At 46.7% G+C, this 24,538-nt stretch carries 22 protein-coding genes and 1 pseudogene; 2 read left to right on the top strand and 21 right to left on the bottom strand.

Going from position 1 to position 24,538, the window contains the following annotated elements; genetic code table 11:
• Nucleotides 1-168 precede the first annotated feature (168 nt).
• The 20 genes and pseudogenes from ACI48J_RS12995 to ACI48J_RS12900 form a co-directional block, all read right to left on the bottom strand.
• Nucleotides 169-663 carry a DUF4358 domain-containing protein gene (locus ACI48J_RS12995; protein ID WP_405083077.1) on the bottom strand — a complete coding sequence of 165 codons (495 nt, stop codon included), beginning with the start codon at nt 661-663 and terminating at the stop codon, nt 169-171.
• Nucleotides 664-667: 4 nt separating this feature from the next.
• Nucleotides 668-1,825: a DHHW family protein gene (locus tag ACI48J_RS12990; RefSeq protein ID WP_405083076.1), complete on the bottom strand. Its 1,158-nt coding sequence runs from the start codon at nt 1,823-1,825 to the stop codon at nt 668-670.
• Nucleotides 1,826-1,839: 14 nt separating this feature from the next.
• Nucleotides 1,840-3,246 carry an MBOAT family O-acyltransferase gene (locus ACI48J_RS12985; protein ID WP_405083075.1) on the bottom strand — a complete coding sequence of 469 codons (1,407 nt, stop codon included), beginning with the start codon at nt 3,244-3,246 and terminating at the stop codon, nt 1,840-1,842.
• Between the two features lie 33 nt (nt 3,247-3,279).
• Nucleotides 3,280-3,993 (bottom strand): GDSL-type esterase/lipase family protein, encoded by a 714-nt coding sequence (locus ACI48J_RS12980; protein WP_405083074.1) that lies wholly within the window; start codon nt 3,991-3,993, stop codon nt 3,280-3,282.
• A 59-nt stretch (nt 3,994-4,052) separates the two neighbouring features.
• Complete coding sequence (locus tag ACI48J_RS12975) at nt 4,053-4,868, bottom strand: polysaccharide deacetylase family protein (RefSeq protein ID WP_405083073.1); 816 nt, start codon at nt 4,866-4,868, stop codon at nt 4,053-4,055.
• Nucleotides 4,869-5,030: 162 nt separating this feature from the next.
• Complete coding sequence (locus ACI48J_RS12970; protein ID WP_405083072.1) at nt 5,031-5,762, bottom strand: response regulator transcription factor; 732 nt, start codon at nt 5,760-5,762, stop codon at nt 5,031-5,033.
• A gap of 131 nt (nt 5,763-5,893) precedes the next feature.
• On the bottom strand, nt 5,894-7,720 hold the full coding sequence (locus tag ACI48J_RS12965) for a sensor histidine kinase (RefSeq protein ID WP_405083071.1): 1,827 nt from the start codon (nt 7,718-7,720) through the stop codon (nt 5,894-5,896).
• Between the two features lie 803 nt (nt 7,721-8,523).
• On the bottom strand, nt 8,524-9,234 hold the full coding sequence (locus ACI48J_RS12960; protein WP_405083070.1) for an SDR family oxidoreductase: 711 nt from the start codon (nt 9,232-9,234) through the stop codon (nt 8,524-8,526).
• Nucleotides 9,235-9,388: 154 nt separating this feature from the next.
• A complete protein-coding gene (locus ACI48J_RS12955) occupies nt 9,389-9,967 on the bottom strand; it encodes a TetR/AcrR family transcriptional regulator (RefSeq protein ID WP_326053342.1) in 579 nt (192 codons plus the stop codon).
• 439 nt (nt 9,968-10,406) lie between these two features.
• A complete protein-coding gene (locus ACI48J_RS12950) occupies nt 10,407-11,174 on the bottom strand; it encodes an ABC transporter permease (protein ID WP_405083069.1) in 768 nt (255 codons plus the stop codon).
• A complete protein-coding gene (locus tag ACI48J_RS12945; protein WP_326053340.1) occupies nt 11,175-11,945 on the bottom strand; it encodes an ATP-binding cassette domain-containing protein in 771 nt (256 codons plus the stop codon).
• A 13-nt stretch (nt 11,946-11,958) separates the two neighbouring features.
• On the bottom strand, nt 11,959-12,825 hold the full coding sequence (locus ACI48J_RS12940; RefSeq protein ID WP_405083068.1) for a pentapeptide repeat-containing protein: 867 nt from the start codon (nt 12,823-12,825) through the stop codon (nt 11,959-11,961).
• A 16-nt stretch (nt 12,826-12,841) separates the two neighbouring features.
• Nucleotides 12,842-13,171 carry a PadR family transcriptional regulator gene (locus tag ACI48J_RS12935; protein WP_405083067.1) on the bottom strand — a complete coding sequence of 110 codons (330 nt, stop codon included), beginning with the start codon at nt 13,169-13,171 and terminating at the stop codon, nt 12,842-12,844.
• 154 nt (nt 13,172-13,325) lie between these two features.
• Nucleotides 13,326-13,769, bottom strand: coding sequence for a MarR family transcriptional regulator (locus ACI48J_RS12930; protein WP_326053335.1), 444 nt, complete (start codon nt 13,767-13,769; stop codon nt 13,326-13,328).
• The gene (locus tag ACI48J_RS12925; RefSeq protein WP_405083224.1) at nt 13,750-14,268 is read right to left on the bottom strand and encodes an EVE domain-containing protein; all 519 of its coding nucleotides are present in this window, start codon (nt 14,266-14,268) and stop codon (nt 13,750-13,752) included. The genes ACI48J_RS12930 and ACI48J_RS12925 overlap by 20 nt, the downstream gene beginning before the upstream one ends.
• Before the next feature lie 72 nt (nt 14,269-14,340).
• Nucleotides 14,341-14,655: pseudogene (locus ACI48J_RS12920) on the bottom strand (SRPBCC family protein); the annotation flags it as partial.
• 130 nt (nt 14,656-14,785) lie between these two features.
• Nucleotides 14,786-15,976: an FAD-dependent oxidoreductase gene (locus tag ACI48J_RS12915; protein ID WP_405083066.1), complete on the bottom strand. Its 1,191-nt coding sequence runs from the start codon at nt 15,974-15,976 to the stop codon at nt 14,786-14,788.
• A 398-nt stretch (nt 15,977-16,374) separates the two neighbouring features.
• A complete protein-coding gene (locus tag ACI48J_RS12910) occupies nt 16,375-17,058 on the bottom strand; it encodes a hypothetical protein (protein WP_405083065.1) in 684 nt (227 codons plus the stop codon).
• Between the two features lies 1 nt (nt 17,059).
• Entirely contained in the window at nt 17,060-17,929 is an 870-nt protein-coding gene (locus ACI48J_RS12905) for an ATP-binding cassette domain-containing protein (protein ID WP_405083064.1), read from the bottom strand.
• A 6-nt stretch (nt 17,930-17,935) separates the two neighbouring features.
• Nucleotides 17,936-18,322: a GntR family transcriptional regulator gene (locus ACI48J_RS12900; protein WP_405083063.1), complete on the bottom strand. Its 387-nt coding sequence runs from the start codon at nt 18,320-18,322 to the stop codon at nt 17,936-17,938.
• 254 nt (nt 18,323-18,576) lie between these two features.
• Between ACI48J_RS12900 and ACI48J_RS12895 the strand changes: the two genes are divergently transcribed.
• Together ACI48J_RS12895 and ACI48J_RS12890 are read left to right on the top strand one after the other, a co-directional pair.
• Nucleotides 18,577-19,281, top strand: coding sequence for an ABC transporter ATP-binding protein (locus ACI48J_RS12895; protein ID WP_405083062.1), 705 nt, complete (start codon nt 18,577-18,579; stop codon nt 19,279-19,281).
• Between the two features lie 2 nt (nt 19,282-19,283).
• A complete protein-coding gene (locus tag ACI48J_RS12890) occupies nt 19,284-21,611 on the top strand; it encodes an ABC transporter permease (protein WP_405083223.1) in 2,328 nt (775 codons plus the stop codon).
• A gap of 195 nt (nt 21,612-21,806) precedes the next feature.
• Here ACI48J_RS12890 and ppsA read toward each other — a convergent pair whose 3' ends face one another.
• Nucleotides 21,807-24,407 carry a phosphoenolpyruvate synthase gene (ppsA, locus tag ACI48J_RS12885; protein WP_405083061.1) on the bottom strand — a complete coding sequence of 867 codons (2,601 nt, stop codon included), beginning with the start codon at nt 24,405-24,407 and terminating at the stop codon, nt 21,807-21,809.
• Nucleotides 24,408-24,538: the final 131 nt, after the last annotated feature.

Below are 24,538 nucleotides of genomic sequence, written 5' to 3'. Positions count from 1 at the left end.
TTGTCATGTAGAACCTCTTTTCATTTTCTACTCCGAAGAGCCAAATTGTTTCGCGATCTCGCGAAGCCACTCCTCATTGCATGAAAGTGCAGGCGGTTGGGTCCCGGCGCCAGCTTACATTTAAAAGCTTTTTTTAATGTCTACAAAAATGGGGCTCCCGCCATTCAATCATTTTCCAAGAGCCTCATCAAAAGCACGTTCAATTAACCGGGCATCTTTTGAAACCGCAAAAAGAACGTAGCTCCCTTTTACCTTCAAAACATGCTTGTTAATTAGAACATATTCGTCGGGCCGATAGTCTTTGAACTTTACGGTCTGTTCGTCGATTCTCTTCAATAGCCTTTGTTTCACGTAGTCGGCCTTCCCTTCTTCCTTCAGACGAATGACTGCAATTTCATCCGCTTTTACATTGGAAGAAGCGGTATACAAGATAACATCTTCAACAACTTCCGCTTCTAGTCCATACAGTTTCTGTACTTTTTCTAGGTCTCCCTTCTTCAGATTATCTAAGTTCACGGACTGTTCGATACGCTTTCCTATCTCATCGACCGGAATAACTTCACTCTTCCCTTTGCCTGAGCATCCTGCTGCTATACATAAACCGGCAAGCAGTAAAATCAGCAGCGCCCCTTTAAGGCTTTTGTTCGTTAGGTTGTTGAGCATGGTGTTAACTCCTTCCTTTTTCCACGGGCCCTACCATTCTATTGAGAGACTCGTCTTCAAAAAAAGTGTGCAAATTATAAAGCACCAACATGTCATGAACCTGGTTGTCCTCCAGCAGTTTCCGGATATCCTCTTCGTAGTAACGGGGATCGACCACAAAGATTTCGCTGAAATGCGGAGTCAAAAAAGGAACCAAGCTGTTAGCGTATGAATCTTTGACAACAAGCAGCTTCCTCTTTTCATGGCTGCCGGTTTTAATTTTCACAAGAGCATGGTTGCCGTTCATAAATAGCGCATACTTATCCTTTTTGCTTAAATATTCAAAATTGTACAAAGAAGCGGACGTCTGCTTTTCAGCGGTATATTCTACCGTATAGTCGTCCGGAACTTTAGGAAGGAACAAGTTCACATTGTCAGGCTGTACGAATTTGTAGCCGCTTGCGGAATATTGCGTGCCATAGAAAGCATTCGACACCTGACGTATCGTAAAATCATTTACTTCTTTAGGCACAAAGCCCATCTGCTTACCCAACTCCCGATATGCATAGAAAGCGCCTCGCATCGTCCAATGGTGATCCGTCCGATAGTAGATCTCTTCATTGCGCCTCGTATGCAGCGCCGGATACACGTCGATGAATGAGACATCTTGAAGCTGCTCGCGTACTTTTGCCATTTCTTCGAGCATCTTCTCGCCCGCAACATAATGAGGGACCTTTTCCGTAAGAACACTGAGAGCCGTAGGTGCAAGCATGACATACGTATGTACGCCAGGTGCCATCCTTGCCAGGCTATTTAAAGCTTCCGCCTTCTTCTGCAAGTCGCTATCGGCAGGCGGGGTGAACTTCTGCAACAGATATCCGTCCCTGCCGATGTAAACCCCGTTGCTCTCCTTCTTCCCCAAAAGCTGATCGGCACCTGATTTTATCCCGATCCAGATATCTCTCAGCATAAACTGGTCGGAGATGTATGTCTCGAAATCGGACGTGAACGTTCCATCCAGCAGACTCCCCAGCGATAAGGACGGCAGCTGTTCGAGGCTGCGGTTTTCCGCTTCGGAAAAATCCCGGGAGGGCAGCAGAAGATTAACGGTGAAAATCAAATAGATTACGGTCAATAGAACGAACGTCATGCTTGCAGCCGGGGTATTAAAAAATCTTTTCATGCCGCATCCCCCCTTTAAAATCGAAAATATAGAAAGGGATTATACGTCGCATTGACCAGATAAGCGGTCGATAAAAGCAGGAACAAGCCGTATAAACCCGGTATAATAACAGCGCCGGTTTTTTTGTATTTTTTCGTAAAAGAAGACAAAGCCTTTCCTGGAAGCGGAGTGGCGCACACGGCACACACAATCAGCAGGAGAAAGTTGGTGGAAAGAGCATACATGGAGGCCATATCCGTGATCACGTGTCCTCCTATACCGAAAAGAATTCCGATAAAAACAACCGCTTCCGGCAGCTGTTCACTCTCGAAGATGACCCATCCCACAATCACTATAACGAGTGTATACAAGTGACCTATGAAAGCAGGTCTTTGCTTGAGCCAGTTCAGTACATACAATTTCTCCAAGGAAATGAAGAAGCCGAAATACAGCCCCCACAAAATGAAATTCCAGTACGCTCCGTGCCACAATCCGGTTAATAACCAGACGATTCCCATATTTCGTAATTGTTTGAGGCGTCCTATCCGGTTGCCGCCTAAAGGAATGTAAACATACTCCCTGAACCAGGTACCGAGCGATATATGCCACCTGCGCCAAAATTCCGTAACACTTCTGGATATATATGGATAATTAAAGTTTTTCATAAAATCAAATCCAAGCATTCTCCCGAGTCCCCGCGCCATATCCGAATAGCCGCTGAAATCGAAGTAAATCTGCAGCGTAAAAGCGAGGATACTTATCCAGGCGGATAGGATGCTGAGTTCAGTGAAGGGCTCCGCTTTTACGCTTGTCCACAGCAGTCCGATGTTATTGGCGAGCAGAACTTTTTTGGCCAGTCCCCGAATAAACAACCGGGCCCCCTCGCCGAAATCGTTTAGCGTCACCCTTCTCTCCCTCAATTGTCCGGCTACGTCACTGTATTTGACGATCGGACCTGCGATAAGCTGCGGAAACATGGCCACATAAGCGCCAAAGGTAATCGGATTTTTTTGCGCGGGTATTTTATTTTGATAAACATCGATGATGTAAGATAGGGTCTGAAACGTATAGAATGAAATTCCCAGCGGGAGAGGAAGATCCGTTGCGTTCATCTGAAGCCCAAAGGCTTCATTCAGGTTATTCACAACAAATCCGGCATATTTAAAGAAACCAAGCATCCCCAAGTCCACAAGTAGAGATCCCATAAAGACAATTCTGGCGATTCTTTTCCGACTCCGGTATTTCTCAATCAGCAGTCCGTTCATATAGCCGAACAATGTTGAAAAAATCATAAGGACGATATAAACGGGCTCGCCCCATGCATAGAACAGCAAACTTATGATAAGCAGGATTGCATTGCGGAATTGTTTGGGAGAAACATAATAGAGCAATAATGTCAGGGGAAGAAATAAGTAAAGAAAAATGAGACTGCTGAAGACCAACTCTATTACCTCCTAGGTCTTTCTATGGTGCCGTTATTTCACTTCATTTTTCAAAGCATCCAGTAAAATCGTGTAATATCCGGCTTTGAAATGAATGCCGTCCGAATCATACAAATCAGCGCTATATTGAATGAGCGATGTCAGATCAACGAAGCCGGTCTTCTCGCTTGCCGCCAGTTCTTTCAGTCCCTGGTTGTAATCCGCGATATGTTTATAACGGGGTTCTTTCTTCTCCGCCGCTTCCGTTACGGGAGTGACGGTCAGAATGGTAATTTTGGCATTCGGGAGCTTTTCTTTAATTTTTGTAATCAGTGACTTGTAATGCTTCAAGGAATATTCCTTAGGATTTTCAGTCGGCCATAAAATGTCATCCGAACCGAGCTGGAGAAACACCTGCTTGGGATTGCGTCCGGTTAAATCGTCAATATCCTCAGTCATCAAGCTGAATTCGGCCGTTTTTCCGGCCCCGGCCAAGACGTTTGCCTTGTCCAGAACATCATGAAAGGATAACCCTTCCGTAATGGAGTCTCCCAGGAAAACAACCGATTTAAACAGCGTTTTATAGGGAGATGTAGAGGATGTGGGAAGCGGAGACTGCGATGCAGTGAGAGGCAACTTCTGCCCGCTCTCCTGTTTGACAGTCCCGCAGGCCGACAAGCTTAAGGCAAGAAGTCCCGCAAATGCGGCCGCCGCCCATTTTGTATAAGCTGTGTGTGATGTTTGTGAAGTTGCAGTTAATGGTTTCATATCCGTGTTCCTCTCCGATTCTAGTTTAATTTCAGTTCTAATCAGCTCAATAAGCTTTCTCATAGCCGTTCATCCTTCGTAAAATTCAGCGGAAAATGCTTCGCATCGTCATAGACTCCGAATGTATAGCCCTGTTTTTTATAGAAGTCTATAATGTCCGGCAAGACCTTTAGGGTTTGCGGCTTTTCATGAAGCAGGACGATCTCGGTTTTCCGTTTGGTCGTTTTCTTGATCGTTGTCAGTATTTCTTCCGGCCGGCCACTAAGATTCCAGTCATTGGAATCGATTGTCCAGTCCCATACTTTAATTTTTGCCGCAGCCAATTGGTCGCGGATTTTCTTATCCGACAGCCCCGGTGCGGAACCGTAGGGAGGACGTACGAGATGCGGCGACTTGCCGGTTATATCGCGGATGAGAGATAACGTCTGCTTCATTTCGTTTACAAACTGTCCTTCTTCATACAGTGTCTTGTACACATGCGTCATGCTGTGCCCGCCGATATAGTGCCCCTCAAGCGACGCACGTTTGACAACGGAATGCAGTTTTTCTCGCTCCAGATTTCTCCCTTGCATGAAGAAGGTCGACTTAACGCCCTTCTCCTTCAACACGTCCAGAAATTGGTTAGTTAAATCGCTCGGTCCATCGTCAAACGTTAAATACACAACCTTACCGGATGTTGACGACGCCGGATGAGCGGCTTTTTCATTTACTAGGACCTTCTCGTTCTGCAAGGCTTCCGCTTTCTCCAAAGACGAAGGGAACTCGTAGAATCCATAAAGCAGCACGAGGAGGGCTCCCGTAAACAATCCCCATCTCGACTTCCGCCTGCCGATTCTTCTTTTTTGTTTGGGTCTGCCATGTTGTTGCCGGGTCAATTTCTACTCAACTCCTCTCTCTCTGTTAATTGGAAGTTTAGTAGAGCTGTATAAAGATGAAATGCAGACCAAATCCAGTTCATTTAAAGAATGAACGCGTGCAATAAAAAAAAGCGGAGAGCCGTAAGCCCTCCGCTTTTTAACTTTACATTTCTATTGATTTCAAATAGGTCGGCCTCCCGCCGGTGATCGGGATAAGTCTTTTTCTTCTGGCTCCTCGAATTTGTAACCGAAGCGAATAACTGTCACGACACAGGCGGATTTGGCCCCTAATTTAGAGCGCAAGTTCCGGATGTGGCTGTTTACCGTGCGTTCGTCGCCGACAAAATCGTAGCCCCATATTTTAGTGATCAGTTGATCTCTCGTAATGATATTGCCTTTGTTCTGCATCAGACAGGCAAGCAGTTCGAACTCCGTATGAGTCAAAAAGCACGGCTCGCCGTCGACCGTAACCGTACGGGAAAGAAAATTAAGTGTTATCCCGCCGCCGGACAACAAATTGCCTGTCTGTTCGCTTGCCTGCCCGCTAGCCTGGCGCCCTTCCAGAAGTCTCTTCGCTCTTGCAAGTAAAATAGCCGGGCTGTACGGCTTGGTGACGTAATCATCGGCTCCCAGTTCGAACCCGAGCAGCGTATCGTCCTCATCCATACGCGCAGTCAGCATAATAATAGGAACGGACGAAATTTTCCGGATTCGCTGACAGACGGACCAGCCGTCCAAACCGGGCAGCATAATATCCAGTAGAATCAGATGGACTTCATGATCGTGGAATAAGGCGAGCGCTTCTCTGCCATCACCGGCCTCCAATACTTGGTATCCTTCATCGATCAAGTAATCTTTCATAATTTCCCGTAGAATGGGTTCGTCTTCAACAATAAGAACAGTTTTATTCATCCGGTAAACTCCTGTGAGGAAAATGTTGTCGCAAGAAACTTGTACAATTGAAGACCAGGGCCGTTCAAAAATACACGGTGCCAGCATAACAGGAACCTGTGCAGATAAGATGCAGAAGCCTAATTTTGCGTCTACTTTCCTTTTTTATTCAAATAAAAGTAGAAGAGAACCCCGTCGGGCGTATTGGTAACGCCATAAGGCACGTCATGCATGTCTAAAATCTTCTTAGAAATGGCAAGGCCAAGACCGGTTCCTCCGGTTGACCGCTGGCGAGAAGGCTCGACCCGATAAAATCGATCCCAGATCTTTTCCAGTTGTTCGTCGGGAATGTGCGCTCCTTTATTTTCGATGCAAATTTTAACCTTGTCCTGTTCTTCCTTGGTTGTTATGAGGATGGACTGCCCTTCAGGTGTATATCGTATGGCGTTGGTAAGGAAATTAATGATGACTTGCTCAATCCTCAGCTCGCTCCCCACTACTTCCACATGTCCAATCGATGTGTGCAGATGCAATTGTTTGTCCGAGATGTCAACGGCCAGCTTCCCGCCTATCTGGTTGATGACCGTATCGATATAAAAAGAGCCGATCTTCATTTTATAGGTTCCCGATTCGTATTTGGCCAACTCCAGCATATCCGCGATCAACAGATTCATTCTTGTGACCTCGTCTTCCATCGCGTTAAAATAATAATCCCGCTTGTGGCTGACAATCCCGTCTTTAAGAATCGAAAGACAGCTTTGGATGACGCTTAACGGTGTCTTCAGTTCATGCGACACCCCGGAAATAAATTCTTTTCGCGTATGCTCCAGCTGCTTTTCTTTCTCTATGTCCTCATTGAGACGAAGGATATGGGAATGCAGCCGCTCGGAAAGCACGTTAATGTTGTTCGACAAATCGCCGATCTCATCCTTGGTCGTAACCGGGATTTTTTCCGAAAAATCAAGGCCGGCCATTTGTTTCGTCATGCTTGTGATACGCAGCAGCGGCCGTGCGATCCGCCGGGAATAATAGAACGATGCCAGCATCACAAGCAGCAGAGTGGCTAGGGCAATATAGACATAGTAATGCTGCATAACTCCCGCGGCTTCACTCACAGGTTGCAGCGATGTCATCCCAATAAGGTAGCCGGGATTCTCGCCTCGGTCCTCTAAACGATTCACGAACATTTTGTAGTTCACGTGGTTTTCTTCATAGTCTATAATTTGATTCGCGTCACGGGTAGGATCATAGTCACCGTACAACAGATTGGCCTCGAAAGCTTTGATACGCTCCAGAAACAAATGGTTCATATAACGCGCATTTCCTGCACCTTCCGGTATTTGTATTTTCGTAATCGTTCCGGAGGCCAAGATGTTGGGATACTTTTCGTGATATTGGGTAGGACTTGGATATCGGGTAACGACTTCGTATTCCTTGTTCACCATCTGCCGATTCTCCAACCGATTTTCTTCCCGAAGATTAGCAGAGTTCATTCCCATCCGCTGAATAACGAACTGGTTGTTCATCACTAACCCCTCAACGGTAATCGGTTCCCCTTCCTTGATCCATGGAGCAATAAACGTGTTTCCGCTGAAAAAATCCTCTACATTTATGAATTTATAGAGCGGGATCTTTATCGTACGGCCCGAATAAGCGGGATCATTGTTCGAACGGTTCAGCCTAATTTCCATAAAAAAATCTTCGGTATTTTTCAAACCGCCAAAAGAATCCAATACCGCATACCACGTGTTGTACTTTTGATAAAATTGTTGTTCCAGCCTCGCGGCAGTTTGTGCATCCCCGGTGTTTTTTAGGTACTCGTCTTTATAAGCTAGGAGACCTGCGTTTACATCCTTTACTTTTTGATTCACATAAAATTGTTTGAAAAATACGGTTTGTCCAATAAAAATCACAGCTAGAATGAACATACATAAGGCGGTCGTTAACAAGAAAAGCTTAAAAACAATGCCTTTTCTCATATTTGCCCACCTGTCCATAATCCTAGCGAACGATTGGAATACCAGGCCATTATTTATTCATCCTTGAGATTTTATAATTTAGCAGCTTCGCCTAGCGTCTTATTCTCCAACTTAACACATATCTCCTTTAGAGCCCTCCCAGTGTCCGAAGCAATAACCTAGTCCCCATCATACCACACGACGGAAAACGGCAGACAAATTTCGGAACTATGGGCGTGAGTGATCCTTCGAGCGGTCTTGTGGTGGCCTGGAACTTTTTTGACGAAGACAGCCGTAAGATATTCCTGAAGCTCATGAATTTCGATGAAAATACGGTTAATCGCGCCGCGGGTGGGCCCTAAGGAAAGCACTCATCACCTACGCATGGAATGAGAAAGGCTCGGAAGCCTCGAACTGGGGGAAGCATGTGATGGATACCATCGTCCGTGGCTCCAAACGGCTATAAGCATAGAAACCTCCACATCTCAAGCCGGAACCCTCCACTCCAAACAGTGAAGGACACCCTGATAGGGTGTCCTTCACTGTTTGGACGAACCTTGGAAGTGAAAATTCAAGATTCGCCGTTGGTTCTGGTCCAATATTAGGCGGCGCTGGCGATTTACGATTTACAGTAGAGATACCAGGTGACCTTAAATAACCTTGTCCCAGACGCTATCGGTCTCTCCACTTTAACCTCCTCGAACGCCGGTACTCCTTCCCCGGGTTTATAGTATCCAATGGCTCTCATCATCTTGTGGTTTGACATGGTCTTTTCATTCTTTCATAGCTATTTGTGTTGCATTTACCATTAATCTTCACCTTTGTTACCATGGAAGCTGATTGTCCATATAGAAAAATCCGCCCGTCGGACCGTCATTAGGCAAGGTCGCTAATCGAACCGCTGTCTTCGCCCCCTCTTCCGCCGACAGTTCCGCGTTGTCGCCACCCATTTGCGTTCGGACTATGCCAGGGTGTGCTGCGTTTATTTTTAAGTTCGTATCCTTCCGACTTTGTGCCCAATAGGCTGTCAGCATATTCAGAGCAGCTTTGGAAGCCGAGTAAGCCGGTGTAGCGTATTTCTGCACTTGTTCATTAGTTCCAATTAATTCTATCGACCCTAAAGCACTGCTTTGGTTTACGATTCTTCCTGCATCGCTTTTGAGCAATAGGGGCAGTAATGCTTCTGTGAGAAAGAATGGCGCGAAGGTGTTTACTTCAAACGTATCCCGTAAAAAATCCCCTTCATACCCCTGAGCTTCAAGCAGAATTCCCGCATTGTTCACCAGAATATCCAATCGGCCGTACTCACTGTTGATAAAATGAACCAATTCTGAAATGTGATGGGCATTCGTAACTTCTAGCTGCACACCTATGGCTTGAAACCCTTCGTTTTGCAGCTTACTCGCGGCCTCTTCTGCACTTGCTTTCGTGCGTGCGCCAAGTAATACAGTTACCCCTTGCTGACCAAGTTGTCTGGCAACTTCGAAACCGATCCCTTTATTTGCCCCTGTTACAAGCGCGATCTTGATAGACATGGATTGTTTCCTCCTTGTGGTATGCTTCAATTCCAATTTGAGAACGATCATTCTAAAATAGGTATAACTAATGCTCGCTAGTGAGAGAAATAGCTTTAAAGAGAAGGGGGTTAATTTGAGAACGATCATTCTAATTTAATCAAAAAAATTTCCATCAACCTTCTATAAATTTCATCGATGTATTGGCAATACGGTGAAGTTTTTCTTTGGCAACCGAGGTTCTTGCCATTGCCCTTAACCCGACCCGTACATTGTGCAGGTATTCCGCCAATTCTCCGGCATCGTAATCGGTGGTGAATTCACCGTCCCGCTGCCCCCAAAGTATAATTTCCTTGAGCTGCTGTTCTGCTGCTGTGATCATTTTCGTGAACTTCGCATCAACATCGGCATCGCGTGCTGCCAATTCTACTGCCGAATTTACCAGCAAACAGCCGGAAGGGGAGTCTATTTGTCCATCAATCATGAAGTTAAAAATAAACTGTAGAGCTTCCCTTGCTGTCTTGGAACGTTTAACTCCAGCTACAAGCGCGGCGTTTACTTTCTCGCCGAAACGGTCCATCGCTTTTAGAAACAACGTATGTTTGTCGCCAAACGTGTCATACAAGCTTCTTCGATGGATTCCCATGCACTCGACCAGATCGTTCATGGATGTCTTCTCGTAGCCTTGTTCCCAAAAGAGCCTCATCGCTTTATCCAATACCACATTCTCATCAAATTCCTTGCTTCTCGCCATTCCCTAACCCTCCCGTTTTCAATTTAGCATATTGAGAACGATCAGTAAAGAATAATTTGATTAAAGCCTTGCCGTATTGCTCACGCCTATTGCGTCAGAGTTTATGCACCGATTTGGAGATTAACTATCGAAGCATCCACCTTCAACTCGATTCTCTACTTTACCACTAGCGATGATACGGCTCGCCGCACATGATCTTAAACTCTCCTGCCAGTCTTCTCCTATGCCAATCATAATGAAAAGCCGTTCCTCTATTCGGGGAACGGTCCGTTATTTTTGCAACTGCGACACCATCCAACTGTATCGGTTAAAAAGCAGCTCAGCCACTTCGCAGTTGAAGGTATTATCGCCAAAAGGAAACATTTTTTATGGGTCAGGTTAGGCTCGCCATTTCAGGGATCATTTTACGAGACGCAGCCGGAATGTTCAGGGCCTTTTTTTATACTCGCTTTTTATACACTCTCATCGCAAAGATATAAGCCAGGAGCAAAATCCCGACACACCACGCGAGTGCGACCCATATATCCTTGCCCACCGGCTGATCTGACAGCAGCGCCCGAATGGCTTCCACGATCGCGGTCACCGGCTGGTTCTCGGCAAAGACGCGAACGGCGGTCGGCATCGACCCGGTCGGCACAAACGCCGAACTGATAAACGGCAGGAAGATTATCGGGTAGGAAAATGCGCTTGCGCCATCCACTGATTTGGCGGACAGTCCCGCAATCGCCGCGACCCAAGTTAACGCCAGTGTGAACAGCAGGAGTATGCCGGCTACGGCAAGCCATGGCACGATTCCCCCCGACGAACGAAAGCCCATCACCAACGCGACGAGAATGATGACGACCACCGATATGGCGTTGGATACCAGCGAGGTCAGCACATGCCCCCACAATAAGGTGGAGCGTGAAATCGGCATGGAGTGAAACCTTTCGAAAATGCCCCGCTGCACATCGGTAAACAGGCGGAAGGACGTATAGGATACACCGCTGGCAATCGCAATCAGTAGTATACCGGGCAACAGGTAATTTACATAGTTATCCGTTCCGGATTGAATTGCACCTCCGAGCACGTAGACAAACAGCAGCATCATCGCGATCGGCATGATGGTGACTGTGACGATAGTGTCCATACTGCGGGAAATATGGCGCATGGAACGTCCAAGCATAACGCCCAGATCGCTAAAATAATGTTTCTTTACCGCCTCCATTTACTTCCTCTCCTTTTTGCCGACGATAGCGAGGAAGATCTCCTCTAATGTCGGCTGTTTTTCAACGTACTCCGCCTTAGCGGATGGGAACAGCTTTTTAAGCTCCGAGAGCGTACCGTTAGCAATAATTTTGCCCTCGTGCAAAATGGCTATTCGGTCGGCAAGCTGCTCCGCTTCCTCCAAATACTGCGTGGTCAGGAGTATGGTCGTACCGCCGTCGGCCAGCTCCTTGACGATCTTCCAAACCTCGATGCGCGACTCGGGGTCAAGCCCGGTAGTCGGCTCGTCGAGGAAAATGATCTGCGGACTTCCCACAAGGCTCAAGGCAATGTCGAGCCTTCGGCGCATACCGCCCGAATAAGTAGCTGCCTTGCGGTCGGCGGCGTCTGTCAAGCCGAAGCGTTTAAGCATGTTATCCGCCACCTGACGCGGATTTTCGAGATATCGCAGCTTGGCAATCATAATCAGATTTTCCCGTCCGGTCAATATTTCGTCCACGGCGGCAAATTGCCCGGTCAGGCCGATCGCCTGCCGTACATGATCGGGCCTGAACACGGCATCGAACCCGTTTATGGCCGCGGTTCCGCCGTCAGGTTTGAGCAGTGTGGCGAGGATTTTGACGATCGTTGTCTTGCCCGCTCCGTTGGAGCCGAGCAGGGCGAAAATACTGCCCTTATCCACCTCGAAATCAACGCCTTTCAGCACCTCGTGCTGCTTGTAGGATTTTTGCAGTCCTTTTACTTCAATGGCCTTGGGTTGCACGGTTTGCATCGGATTCCCCCCCTTAAATGACTGTAACTTTTGACAAATCGGCTTCCATTCCTTTAAGAGCGGCATAGGTCAGTTTATCCATCGTTGCGCCGTCAAAGCAGATGGTTTTGATCATACGGTAGTACTTCTTGGTGAGGGTAAATCCAGGCTGGAAAGAAACGTTTTTAAAGATGGCTCCCTTGAACGAAGCTTCGGTTAATGCCGCTTTTTCAAACTTAACGCCGATAAACGTCTGTCCGTCAAAGCACTGCCCGCTCAGATCGGAGTACTTGAAGTCAACCCCGTCAAATAAACAACCATCAAAAATCGTTTTTCTGAGATCGGTCATCGCTAAAGTCACGTCGGTCAGTCTTATTTCTGTAAATTTGGCTCCGTCAAGCCCTGACTTGCTGAAATTGGTTCGTACAAGGATCGTCTTATTGAAGCTTGCATTTCTCAAGTCAAGTGCGGACAGGCTGCAGTCCGTCAGATTCGCGCCGTCAAAATGGGCTTCGCGTACATCGCTGCCCTTAAACGAACTGCCGGTCAAATCCGCGCCCGAAAAGTCGGAACCGTGCAGCGCGCTGCCGTTAAACTGCCCTTTATGAGCCGTAACGCCCGCAAAATCGCTTTTCGCCAGGTTGCTTGCGCTAAAGTTTGTCACTACTTGCCGTTCCAGCGAGCGGGAGAGGTTGGCGACCTCCAAGATCGTTTGCTCGATGTCGCCGATACTCTCAAGGGTCATCTTAAACGCCGTATCATCGTCCTTGCCCTCGGCTCTGAGCTCACGGTATCGCTCCTGCAAATCGGAGAGCAGGTCGGCCTTTAATTCGGTGACGCTTTTTACCCCGTCGTATGGCGTAAAAACGCTGTTCAGATAATCCGTCAATTTCTGATTCATCCCATCCAATCTCCCTTTATACTAAGTTTTCTAACACGCGCTTTGCATACTCCCAATTGCTTTTGTTGCGGGCGTATGTATCCTTGCCCTTTTCGGTAATCCTGAAATACTTGCGTCGTCCGCCCTGCGATTCATCGCCCCAATACCACTCGATGTCGCCGTCTGCTTCAAGCCGCCGGAAGCTGGAGTACATCGTGGCTTCCTTCAATTCATACTCGCCGCCCGAACGCTCGGCGATCAGCTTGACAATCTCGTAACCGTAATGATCAGCTTCGGTTAAGAGCCGTAAAATCATCGTATCCGTATGTCCGCGGAGCAGGTCGGATGTGATTTTGTTCTCGCTCATACAATCACCTCTATATCTGCATGATAAGACATATTACTATGACTGTCAAGGTAGTGTTTTAAATAAAATACTCTGTCTTAAATAATCTATGCATCCACAGCAAAAAACCGCGCAGGGCGCGGCTTTCTTGGGAGTTATTTATGAGGGTCGTAGGCTACCGCTTCGCAAGCTGACGCAAAAGTCGATTCAGCTGTCCCACATCGCGACCAAGGCTGGAGAAAAAAGCCCTATCCTCCGCTTCAACCGCCTGAACGGCTTGTGATGCGACTGTGTCCCCCACCTTCGTGACGGAAATAACGTTCGCTCGCGAATCCGTCGGGTGGGGCCGGCGCTCGATGTAGCCCTTCTTCTCCAGCGTTCTCAGCACCTGGGACGTAACATTCACGTCCATCTGCGTATGCTGGGCTAATTGAACCTGGGTAATGCCCGTGCAATTATTTTGTTCATTCAGCCATTTGCAGGAAAAAAGAAGTACGAATTGCGGATGGGTCAATTCAAAAGGATCCAATGCATTCCGTATCGCCTTCTGCCATAGATTCGTGACCCGCCACAGCATAAAGCCGGGACTTTCCTCTTCGTTATTGAATTCTGAGCTCATGTGCCTTTCCCTCCGCGCTGTCCAACATGGCATTCGCAATGACCCGAAAGTCTTGCTCCGAGATCTCAAAGTGGCCGAACCGAAACCGGTAACCCCAATTGCTCACGCCGCGGGTGAAGCTAAGCTGCTCCAGCAGCGAGCTGATCTTCGTTTCCTTACAAGAAGTATAACGAATGTTGCGGCGGAATGGTATGAATGAATCGGACATCCGGAATTTATATACGTAGTCATCCTGCACCTGTCCGATCGCCGTGAAGGCCTGCAGGGGATCCCCATTCTGCATATCCGTGCGAGGCGAGTAATAAATCAGCCAATCGCCGGCTTGCATTCGTTTCAAGGGTGCTGCCTTCCCATGACAGAGCTGGGCGAACCCGCCCTCCACTCCTCTGGCCACATGAGAGGCAGAGACGACGCCAATCCAATACCGGCGGGACTTCTCAACCTGTTTATTTATCTGGGTTTGTTCCTTCTCTAATGCCAGAGTTGTGAGTCCCTTCATGGTATGAGGGATGCCTTCTACCATGTGAGCCCCGAATTTGGGCCCCAACTGCTCCGCATTCGGTCCCGTGATCTTTACTTGATGGGTAACCTTGGTCGTTCCGTTCGACTCCTCCAACAAATGGGTAAATTGAACCTGAATGCCGGCACCCGGAATATCAGTGATATCCGAGAATCCATGTAAGGGATTAACCTCCGTAAGTTCAAAGGGAAGCGGATCTTGACCTTCCGGTTGCAGGAGGCCCCTCGTGCCCTGGACAAACGGTCCCCCCAACGAAGCGCTTACGATGCCTTTATCCCATGTCGGCCAGGTCGTAATATCACGGTATAGCTCCCAAATCGTCTCCGCCTTGGCCGTCGTCGTTAGGGAATGCTCAAATTGCCACATTTTCATCTCTCCTCAGATAGTATTTATACATATTATATTTATCTATATTATATATGTCAATACTAATTGGCGGTAGGTTCTTGAACGTAAGTAATGTGAATTTCATAAGCTTAAGGATTGGCACAGCCCATTACGGATGTTGAACTTGAATCATGGCAAGATCGTCAAAAAATTTCTTAAAATTAGCAGCTGCCTGGTCACCAAACATCAATTTCAAATTACCGTCCGACTGCTCCGCAGATTTGGAGGAGTAAGCGTACATGTTCTGCTCATATTCAGAAATCGCATCGTCAATCTCAGAATGGTTAACGATAGCAAGCGCAAGTTCCATCGCATCGAGCATCGCCAAATTCACGCCTTCGCCGGCAAAAGGAGACATTAAATGTGCCGCGTCGCCGATTAACGTCACTCCAGATTTACTTTTCCACTGTAAACCGATTGGCAGCATGTAGATCCGTCTCGGTAGAATCGTATTATCCGAGCAGCGGATATAGTTCAGCAGTGTCGTATCCCAGCCTTTAAAATTCTGTTCTATAAGCTGACGTTTCGCTTCCTCCGGCTGATCAAATGGAATACCGCAGGTTTCAATCCAGTCTCGCTCAACCTCAAAAGTAACATAAACTTTGATACGCCCGTCTCCGTTCAACTGGGCAAGAATGCCTTTGTTATCGCCGAGAGCAAATACTTTACCGCGCGCATTAAAAGCGGCTAAATCAGGATGATCCGCGGCTTGCACGTTAAGTTCCAGCATAGTAATCCCCGTGTAATCGGCAGCGGCGTCAGTTAAGAGCGGGCGAATGCGGGAGAAAGCACCGTCGGCACCGACGACCAAGTCGACTTTATCCGTATTTCCGTTTTCGAAATAAAGCTCAAGTTTACCGTCTTCCAAAGGCACGGCTTGAAGCAGCTTATGACCATACCGGACGGTGTCCGGTTCCAATGCATGTAACAATAGATCACACAACACACCTCGGTCGATTTCCGGACGGGCGCCGTCATGGTCTTCATCTGCAACTTCATCCATATAAATGTTTCCGTGATGATCCAATAGGCGAAAATCTTCACCCTCGTACCTTGCGAGTACTTGAAATTTTTCGAACAGTCCGGCTTCCTTCAACGCCAGTTGACCCGAATCTTCATGAATATCGAGCGATCCGCCGCGTTCTCGGTTCCGCTCAGATTCGCCGCGTTCATAAATAACGGATGATATCCCGTGTTTTTGAAGAATGAGAGCTAAAGTCAACCCTCCCGGGCCTCCGCCGATAATGGCGATCCGACGATTTTTCCATGGGGTCTTCGTTTCCGTAAAAGTGGCATTCATAATAATCAGCTCCTATGATTTTTGTTACCGTTTGTAATCGGTGAACTAATCATACGATCTAAATATGAACTGAATATAAACCGACGATTCGTGTCCTAGGCTCTTGTGTCACAAGCCAAAGAACCCCCTGATTTATCAAGGGGTTCTATTCAATTTATGTACAAACTTATGAGATCCAGTGGGTGCGGATTTGTCCCCTCCCCCTACTTCAGCCACGCCTCTCACTATTTTGATTTTATAATTTGCAGCTCCACTAACCGCATTCCACGTGACTTGATATTCCGTAACCGCCGCGGATTCAATTAAGCTTGCATCAAGACCACGAATGGTTCGATGCATTATTTTTATGAATACGCGCGTTTGGGGCTCAAATTTCACTTCCGGTCAAATGAGTTTATTCAGTGCGTTCTTCCCCGGGTAAAAAGCCAGCCGCCTGCCATAAAAACCAAACATAGAATCAAGTTAAATCCCATGCCCGCAAACAGCGAGCCGTTGAATAACAATGCTTTGAAGAAAGAAACGACATGAACGCGCAGCGAAGGAATCGCGGTTCCGACCGGGATCGCCGCAATGAGCAGCGCCCACAGCAGCCAGCCGGCAGGGTGATAATAACCGGAGATCAGCATGCTGAGCAGCGCCATCGCCATCAAATAAAAAGCGGTTTGGTAAAGGAAAGAACCCGCCAAACCAAAGTCATCCCAATGAAAAGCCTTAATAAGATTAACAGGGGTCGTGTAACTCCGGATCACATTCCCTTCCATCACAAACCATAAGGAATTAATGAAAGCGATAGCTGCCGCGTAAACGGCAAAGACGAATAGAAGTCCCTTAAAATAGTGCTCTCTGCTTGCGCCCAAATGCACGATGCGTTTGTAATAAATGAGCGGCAGCACGATAGCGATAAGGGGCAGAATGAGAATCAGGATGTTTCCGCCCGAAAGTCCCCTGCTTTGGCTGCTGTCTATAAAGAGGCCGACAATGAATTCCGCCAATTTTCCCAGCAGGAGAAGAAGAATGACGCACCAGATGTAAATCCTCATTTGCAAATAGGTTGCCTTTAAATGAACGGCCAATGCCCCCAAGTCAATGACCTCCTCTGATTAAATACGAGAAAAACGGTTGAAGCGACAGAGGTTCAATCGAAATATCCATCTCACGCGCCAGCTGCCTGTCCCCATCATTCAACTTTTCGTAAATAGCGGCAAGTGTGCCGTGGCCGTATGACTCCCTATGTAAGACTCGTTTTCCCGCTGTAAAGGAAGCCACGGCTTCCGAATTGCCCCGGATCAGATGAGCCGCCACGCGTATATGATCCATTTCATCATGGAGCAGGATCGAGCCCGCTTCAATAATATAAACTCTTTCCGCAACCGGGGCGATTTCGTCCATTAAATGCGTAGACAGTACGATCGTGCGAGGGTGATCGGCGCAATCCTCCAAAAGCGCTTTGTAAAACTGTTCCCGCATCAAAACATCGAGTCCGAGCACCGGCTCGTCGAATAGCGTCAGCGGCGCCCGGCTGGCCAGACCGACGATGTTGCCTACGAGCGATTCCGTGCCTCTTGAAAGCTGTCTGATTTTTTTGTCCGGATCGAGCCGAAACGTTTTGAGCAGATCCAGAGCAAAAGTCCAGTCCCAATTCGGATGAAAATTAGCGGCGAATTTCAATACTTCGATAATCCGCCCTCCTCCGAAGTGTTTGCTATTCTCGCGCACGAAACAGAAATTCTCCGGAAGTTCTCCCTTCCCAAGCTTCTTCCCTCTTACCTCGATTGAGCCGCAGTTCGGGGAAATGCCGCCGGCGATCGTGTTAAGCAGCGTCGTTTTGCCGGCGCCGTTACGCCCGAGCAAACCGTAAATAACGTTTTCCTCCAACTGCAGATCCAGATTGCACAATGCGTAAGTTTGACCGTATTTTTTGGTTAAATTGCCGCAGGTCAATGCTATGCTCACGATTCGCTATTCCTTTCTCAACTGTTTGATCATGTTAATAATGTCCCCGGTTGTCAGCCTGAGTTTGTCGGCTTCATTCACCAGATTGGATAACAGTTCCTTATAGAAACGGTCTCTTCGTTTAATCTGAATTTTCTGCTTCGCATCAGCCGCGACATACATGCCAAGCCCTCTCTTTTTATACAGAATACCTTCATTTACGAGCAGGCCGATCCCCTTCACTACGGTCGCAGGATTAATCTGGAACAGCTGAGAAAATTGGGCCACGGAAAGAATTTGCTCATCTACGCGGAAAGTGCCGTTCAGAATATCGTCCTCAATAATGTCGGCTACCTGGTGAAAAATCGGCTGCTTTTCGTCGAAAGTTACATTCATTACCTCACCATTCAGCATATTAGTATGTTACCTGTCCAGCACACTATAATTTATAAGCAAATAATTGTCAATAAAAGGCTTCAAAACAGCTTGCGTTCCCATTGTAAAGACCTTGACGATTCGCACATCCGATCATCCATGATTGACAATTATTCACAAGCGCATTATAGTATGCTACATTAGTAACATACTAATACGCATGCTGAACAAATTAGCACAAACTGACTTTCGAAATTTTAGTTTCATTATTCCTGTACGAGGAGATGTCCTAAGTGAAAACGTTAATCGAATTCAAGAACGTATCGAAAGAATACAAAATAGGTGAAGTGGAGATCAGAGCGCTTGATGGCGTTGATTTTTCCATAGCGGAGGGGGAATTCGTCGTTGTTTTGGGAGCAAGCGGTGCCGGTAAAAGCACGATTTTGAACATACTTGGCGGGATGGATACGGCTACGTCAGGCCAAGTCTTTGTTGGCGATCGGGAAATCACTGGCCTGGGCGAAAAAAAGCTGACCGAATATCGCGGTGAGAAAGTGGGCTTTGTGTTCCAATTTTATAACTTAATTCCGAATTTAAACGCTTTGGAGAATGTGGAGTTCGCCACGGAAGTATGCAAAAACTATCTGGATCCGAGAGATATTTTGTATAAAGTGGGACTCCGGGACCGGATCGAAAATTTCCCTTCCCAGCTCTCTGGAGGAGAACAGCAAAGAGTTGCCATAGCCAGAGCGGTTGCCAAAAATCCTTTACTTTTACTCTGTGATGAACCAACCGGAGCTTTGGATTACGGTACAGGCAAGACCGTCTTGAAGCTTCTTCAAGATTTGAACAAGGAAACGAAAAAGTGCGTCGTTCTGGTCACCCACAATTCGGCTATTGCTCCGATGGCTGACAAAATCATTAAGGTTAAAAGCGGAATGATTGAAAGTGTAACGATTAACAAAGACAAACAAAGTATTGAAGGGATCGAGTGGTGATCATGAAATTATTCTCTAAATCAATAAGGGATATCAGGCAGTCTTTAGGACAATTTATAGCGCTGGTTTTGGTGGTTGCCGTGGGGGCTTTTTTCTACGGGGGACTGGTCACCTATAGCGATACTCTCGGCTCTTATACGAAAGATTATTTTAAAAACCATAATTTAAGCGACTTATACGTATACTACAATCAAATATCCAAAGAAGAAGTGGCGGGTTTAACCAAAATTGAAGGTATACATAAAATTGAAGGACGCTATACGTTGGATGCCAAGCAGGTTTTCGATACGGGTAAAGCTTCGTTAACCATTCATTCCATTCCCGTGAACAATGAAATCAATACGCTTACGATGGTCGAGGGCAGTATTCCATCAAAAAAAGGAGAGATCGTATTAGATTCCCATTACGCAAAAGAGCATCAGTTTCAAACCGGTGACAACATTCGTATACATACGGATGGCAAAGATTCTACGTTTACCGTTAGCGGCTTGTGCGAGAACGCGGAATATGCCAAGAAAAACCAAACACAGGACCACAAAGCTTACGGAATCGCATATGTGGCCGAAGAGACAATACCTGAATTCCTGGATGGCGGCTTTACCTATAATGAAATCATGATTGATGCCGAAGAGAGCTACGACATGGACAAATTAGGCAAATCCATTGAAGCGCAGTCCCGACATCTTGCCTATTTAAACCAAATAAGTAAAGAGCGGACCTTCAACTATTCTCAAATCACTCAAACCCTCTATAACAATACCATGATGAGTAAGGTTATCCCTTTGGTTCTCTTTGTGATTGAGGCGATTATCGTGTTTCTGATTATGTCGAGGATGATAGATTCTCAAAGAAATCAAGTGGGTATAATGAAGGCTTTGGGCGTAAAAAACAGAAGCATCCTGCTTCATTACACGGGATACCCCATACTGGTCGGCATCATAGGCTCCATCCTGGGCTGCGCCGCTGCCGCTGCTGTATTCATTCCCTTAGTAAGAGCGTCGAACGCCAGAGCCTACTCCCTGCCTGATATTACATTCTCGCTTTCCTTAGTAACCCTTATTCCTCCCATCATTTTCTCCAGTGCTTTCGGGAGCTTATCCTGTTATTTAAGCGGAAGAGCCGTATTAAAAGAACGAGCGGCTCAGGCCATGCGCCCTAAACCCCCCAAGAAAATGAACAAGCTGATCATCGAAAGAATTCCGGGGATCTGGAGCCGTATTCCCTACAGCTACAAACTCATTTTCCGAAATATAGGGTTAAATAAACAAAAGGCTTTGGCGAGCTCGGCCGGCGTTGTTGTAAGCACGGTTTTGTTGATCACTGCTTTCGGCACTCAGACCGCCTTGCAGAAAGTAGCTGATCAAACTGAACATGTGTATACCTATGATTTAAGAGTGGATTATACGGTGGGACCAACCCCCGATCCGTCAGAACTGCCCGCCGGCATTAAAAACAGGTATAGGTTAGCCACCCTCCCCGTTGAATTCATCAAAGGCGATGCGCATGAGAATGCCACTCTGGCAGTGACTGAAAAAGATAACCGTCTCCTTCATTTCTTTGACGATAAGGAGAACAGGATTTCATTGGAAGAAGGCGGTGTGTTGGTACCCAAATCTTACGCCGACAAACATCGAATTGCAGAAGGGGACCGGATCGAAATAAAGTTCGCAGCCCCTGAGCTGAAAAATAAGTCTGTCACTATGAAGGTTTCACAAATATCTACCCAGTACTCCAACCCATCGTTTTACATCACACCGGCTTATCTTAAGAGTTTTGGCATTGATTACAGCCCGGCCTCGCTTTTAATTGAAGCCGCCGGCCCTGCAGAGCTTGCAAGCGTTCGTCACTACTTTGAACAAGATCCACATGTAGATACCCTTACAGATAAGAATGATCTGAAGAAATCGGCTCAATATATTTTGAAACAAAACAGCTTTGTATTCATCATGTTTCTCATTTGTGCGGTCCTGCTTTCTTTTGGAGCCCTCTATACGATAACGTCCATAAACATTTACGAAAGAAACCGCGAGCTGGCAACCCTGAAGGTATTAGGCTACCAAAAAAACAAAATAAACCGGCTGATCTTTTTTGAAAACCTTATACTCACTACCTTTGCGGTGCTCCTAGCGCTGCCGATCAGCGGCTATGTGTATTCACTTGTTGTAAAGGCACTATCAAGTACCCATCAGCAAATCCCGGATCAATTAAACACGTTCGTCATTTCGGCTGCCGTTGCTGCCGCATTCTTACTCACCATTCTCTCTAACTTACTGCTTCAGCGGAAAGTATCCCAAATTAATATGATTGAATCCTTGAAAAGCATAGAATAGTTTAGGCCGCCTTAGTCCCGGTAACGGCTTGGCATAATCTGCAAAAACAGCCTTGGCCATTAGTCGGCCAAGGCTGTTTGCATACGCGCGAATCGGAAGAGATTCACGCCCTCACCGTACGGCGAGGCTCAGAGTTCAAGTTATCACAGGCTGCCCTCACCATAATCCGGACAGGTGTTTGGCGATCGGCAATGATTACAATATTTCGATATACCCTTCAGTTCCATGCACGCGAATTCGTTGTCCATCTTTGATCCGTTTGACGGCATTTTCCACTCCGACAACTGCCGGCAAGCCATACTCACGCGCGATAACCGCTCCGTGGGTCATCAGTCCGCCGACTTCGGTGACCAGGCCTTTGATGGATACAAACAAGGGTGTCCAGCTCGGGTCAGTAAAGGCGGTGACTAATATATCTCCATCTTCCAGATCGGCATCTTCCATGTTTAGGATGACACGTGCTCGTCCTTCTATAACTCCGGAAGAAACGGGCAGACCTGCAATAGCTTCGGCCGGGAGATTTTCTCGTTTGTACTCCCCTGTAACGATTTCGCCATCAGACGTGATAACACGCGGTGGCGTTAGTTTTTCATATAATTTGTACGCGTCTTTTCGTTTGCCGATGATCCGGCGATCCAGTGTGTGAGTGCGTACGACTTCGCGAAGTTCTTCAAAAGTGAGATCGTATATATCTTCTTTATCTTGAATAACGCCCGCTTGTACGAGCTGCTCGGCTTCTTTCAGTAAAGCCTGCTTATAAACGAAGTAGCGGCTAATCATGCCGTATTTCGGATATTCCCGGTAACCGATGAAATTCCGGACTAGGTCGATCATTCGTTTTGTTTCTTTGGCTTTTTGTTCCCCATCCGGTAATTGCTTCAATCGATCCAATAACTCTTGTTCTTTTTTCAAAGCTTCCTGCCGCCCTTGTTCAAATTTCCGATTGCCGGCATCAGGCTCAAAGTTTTTGATATTACCAAGAATTATGGGGATAAGTGTAGTTGGTTTTTCGCTCCATCGAGTTCGAGTTATATCGATTTCTCCGGCACATCGCATTCCGTATTTATCGAGATAAGCATAGATAGCGTCTCGGGCTTCCTGTCCCCCATCCAACTTAACCAACTCATCCAAAAAGTTATCCTTTTTTACATGCTGCAAATAATCGATGACTTCCGGATAAGGACGAATCACATCCGCGACATCCATTAGCGCCAGACCCATTTCCGAAGTAATATTGCCCGGTACAGATTGAGAAAGCGTGTCTGCCGCGTTTTTCTCACCCAACCACTCGTTTATGTTTTCATTGATCCACGATGAGGCGTTCATAGCAGCCATAAACACACGCGAGCTTTGCGGGTCAAATAAGATCTTCTTTAATTGCTGGATATCTTCCAGAATAAAATCAAATAAAGCTGATCCTGATTTCGTTTGGATGTTGTGTTTTAACTCTTCTATCGATGTTTGACTACGCTTAATCAAATCCGATACGATTGTCGGATCGTTTCCGATTTGTGCCGGCATCTCTGTATGGCTTCTTCCGGGACTCGGTGCTTTGTTATCATCCGGTAACGGTTTTATAAAACCTTCTCGCTCTACTAGGGTCATGATCGCGTCTTTTAGAAGCGGATCGTGTTCTCCCATGGTCTTTAAGAACACTTCTCTGCGTGCGGGTGAAGCCAGCAAATCTGTGCAATCGACAAACAACCTTCCACCGGCAATACGCATGAGTGCGGGAGTCGTTAACAGGAAAAAAGACAATCCCAGCGGCTTCATGGGATCAGTCATCATTTGTTGATGACCGACAGATAGATAGACGCGATTTTCTTGATCGTCTGCTTCAGGGATAGGATACAAAGTCGTGATCGGACGACTCTGGACAATATAGAAGGTATCGTGGGCCAAACACCATTCGATATCTTGCGGCTGGCCAAAATAAGCTTCGATCCGTCTGCCGATGCGTGCCAGCTGTAAAATTTGTTGTTCAGTAAGTGTTGGAGTTTTTTGCCGATCGGGATCGAGCTGCACGGTCTCTGTTCCGCCTTCTTTCCGTCCATAGATAGCCAATTTTTTGGTTGCGATCCTCTTGCTGACGACTTCCCCTTCCTGTACTTTATAACAATCGGCAGAGACCAAGCCGGAGACCAATGCTTCTCCAAGTCCAAACCCGGCATCGATGGATAGCAGCTTTCGCTTAGATGTAATCGGATCGGCGGTAAATAAAATCCCTGAAGCCTGCGGAAAAACCATTCTTTGAACGACAACGGATAAATAAACTTGACTGTGGTCAAATCCATTTTGCATACGGTAGATTACCGCGCGATCCGTAAAAAGGGAAGCCCAGCATTTGCTGATATGCCGCAAGATGGCATCGACGCCGATGATATTTAAATAAGTGTCTTGTTGACCGGCAAAGGAAGCATGCGGCAAATCTTCGGCAGTCGCACTAGAACGCACGGCATAAGCATGTTCATTGCCAAACCGGGAGAGATAGCGAGTCACTGCTTTCGCAACATCGGAAGGAATGTCGACTTCCATAATGATTTGTCGAATCTTCCTGCTGATTTCACCAATTTGATTTCGATCTTCTACTTTGAGCATGGTTAGTCGATTGAGCAACGCATGGTAGGTTTCGTTTTCCTCGATGGCTTTTCGATACCCCGCTGTTGTGACACAAAATCCTTCGGGTACTTGTATTCCTTCCATCTTTGATAATTCCCCTAAATTTAACCCTTTTCCGCCAACAAGCATGAGCTGCGTTTTTTCCATTTCCTGAAAACCGAGAACCAAAGAACTCATTCGATATCTCCCCTAACCATTAAATTGCGAAAAACATTTGACAAGAGTTCATCGGTGCGGTATACTTAAATTATAAGATGCAATTACTATGTCTGACTCAATAAAAAGAGTCGTGAACTGATTATATCATC

Origin of the sequence: Paenibacillus chitinolyticus (assembly GCF_045038035.1) — a bacterium.
Lineage (GTDB): Bacteria > Bacillota > Bacilli > Paenibacillales > NBRC-103111 > Paenibacillus_F > Paenibacillus_F chitinolyticus_A.
This window is presented reverse-complemented; position numbering and strand designations above follow the sequence as displayed.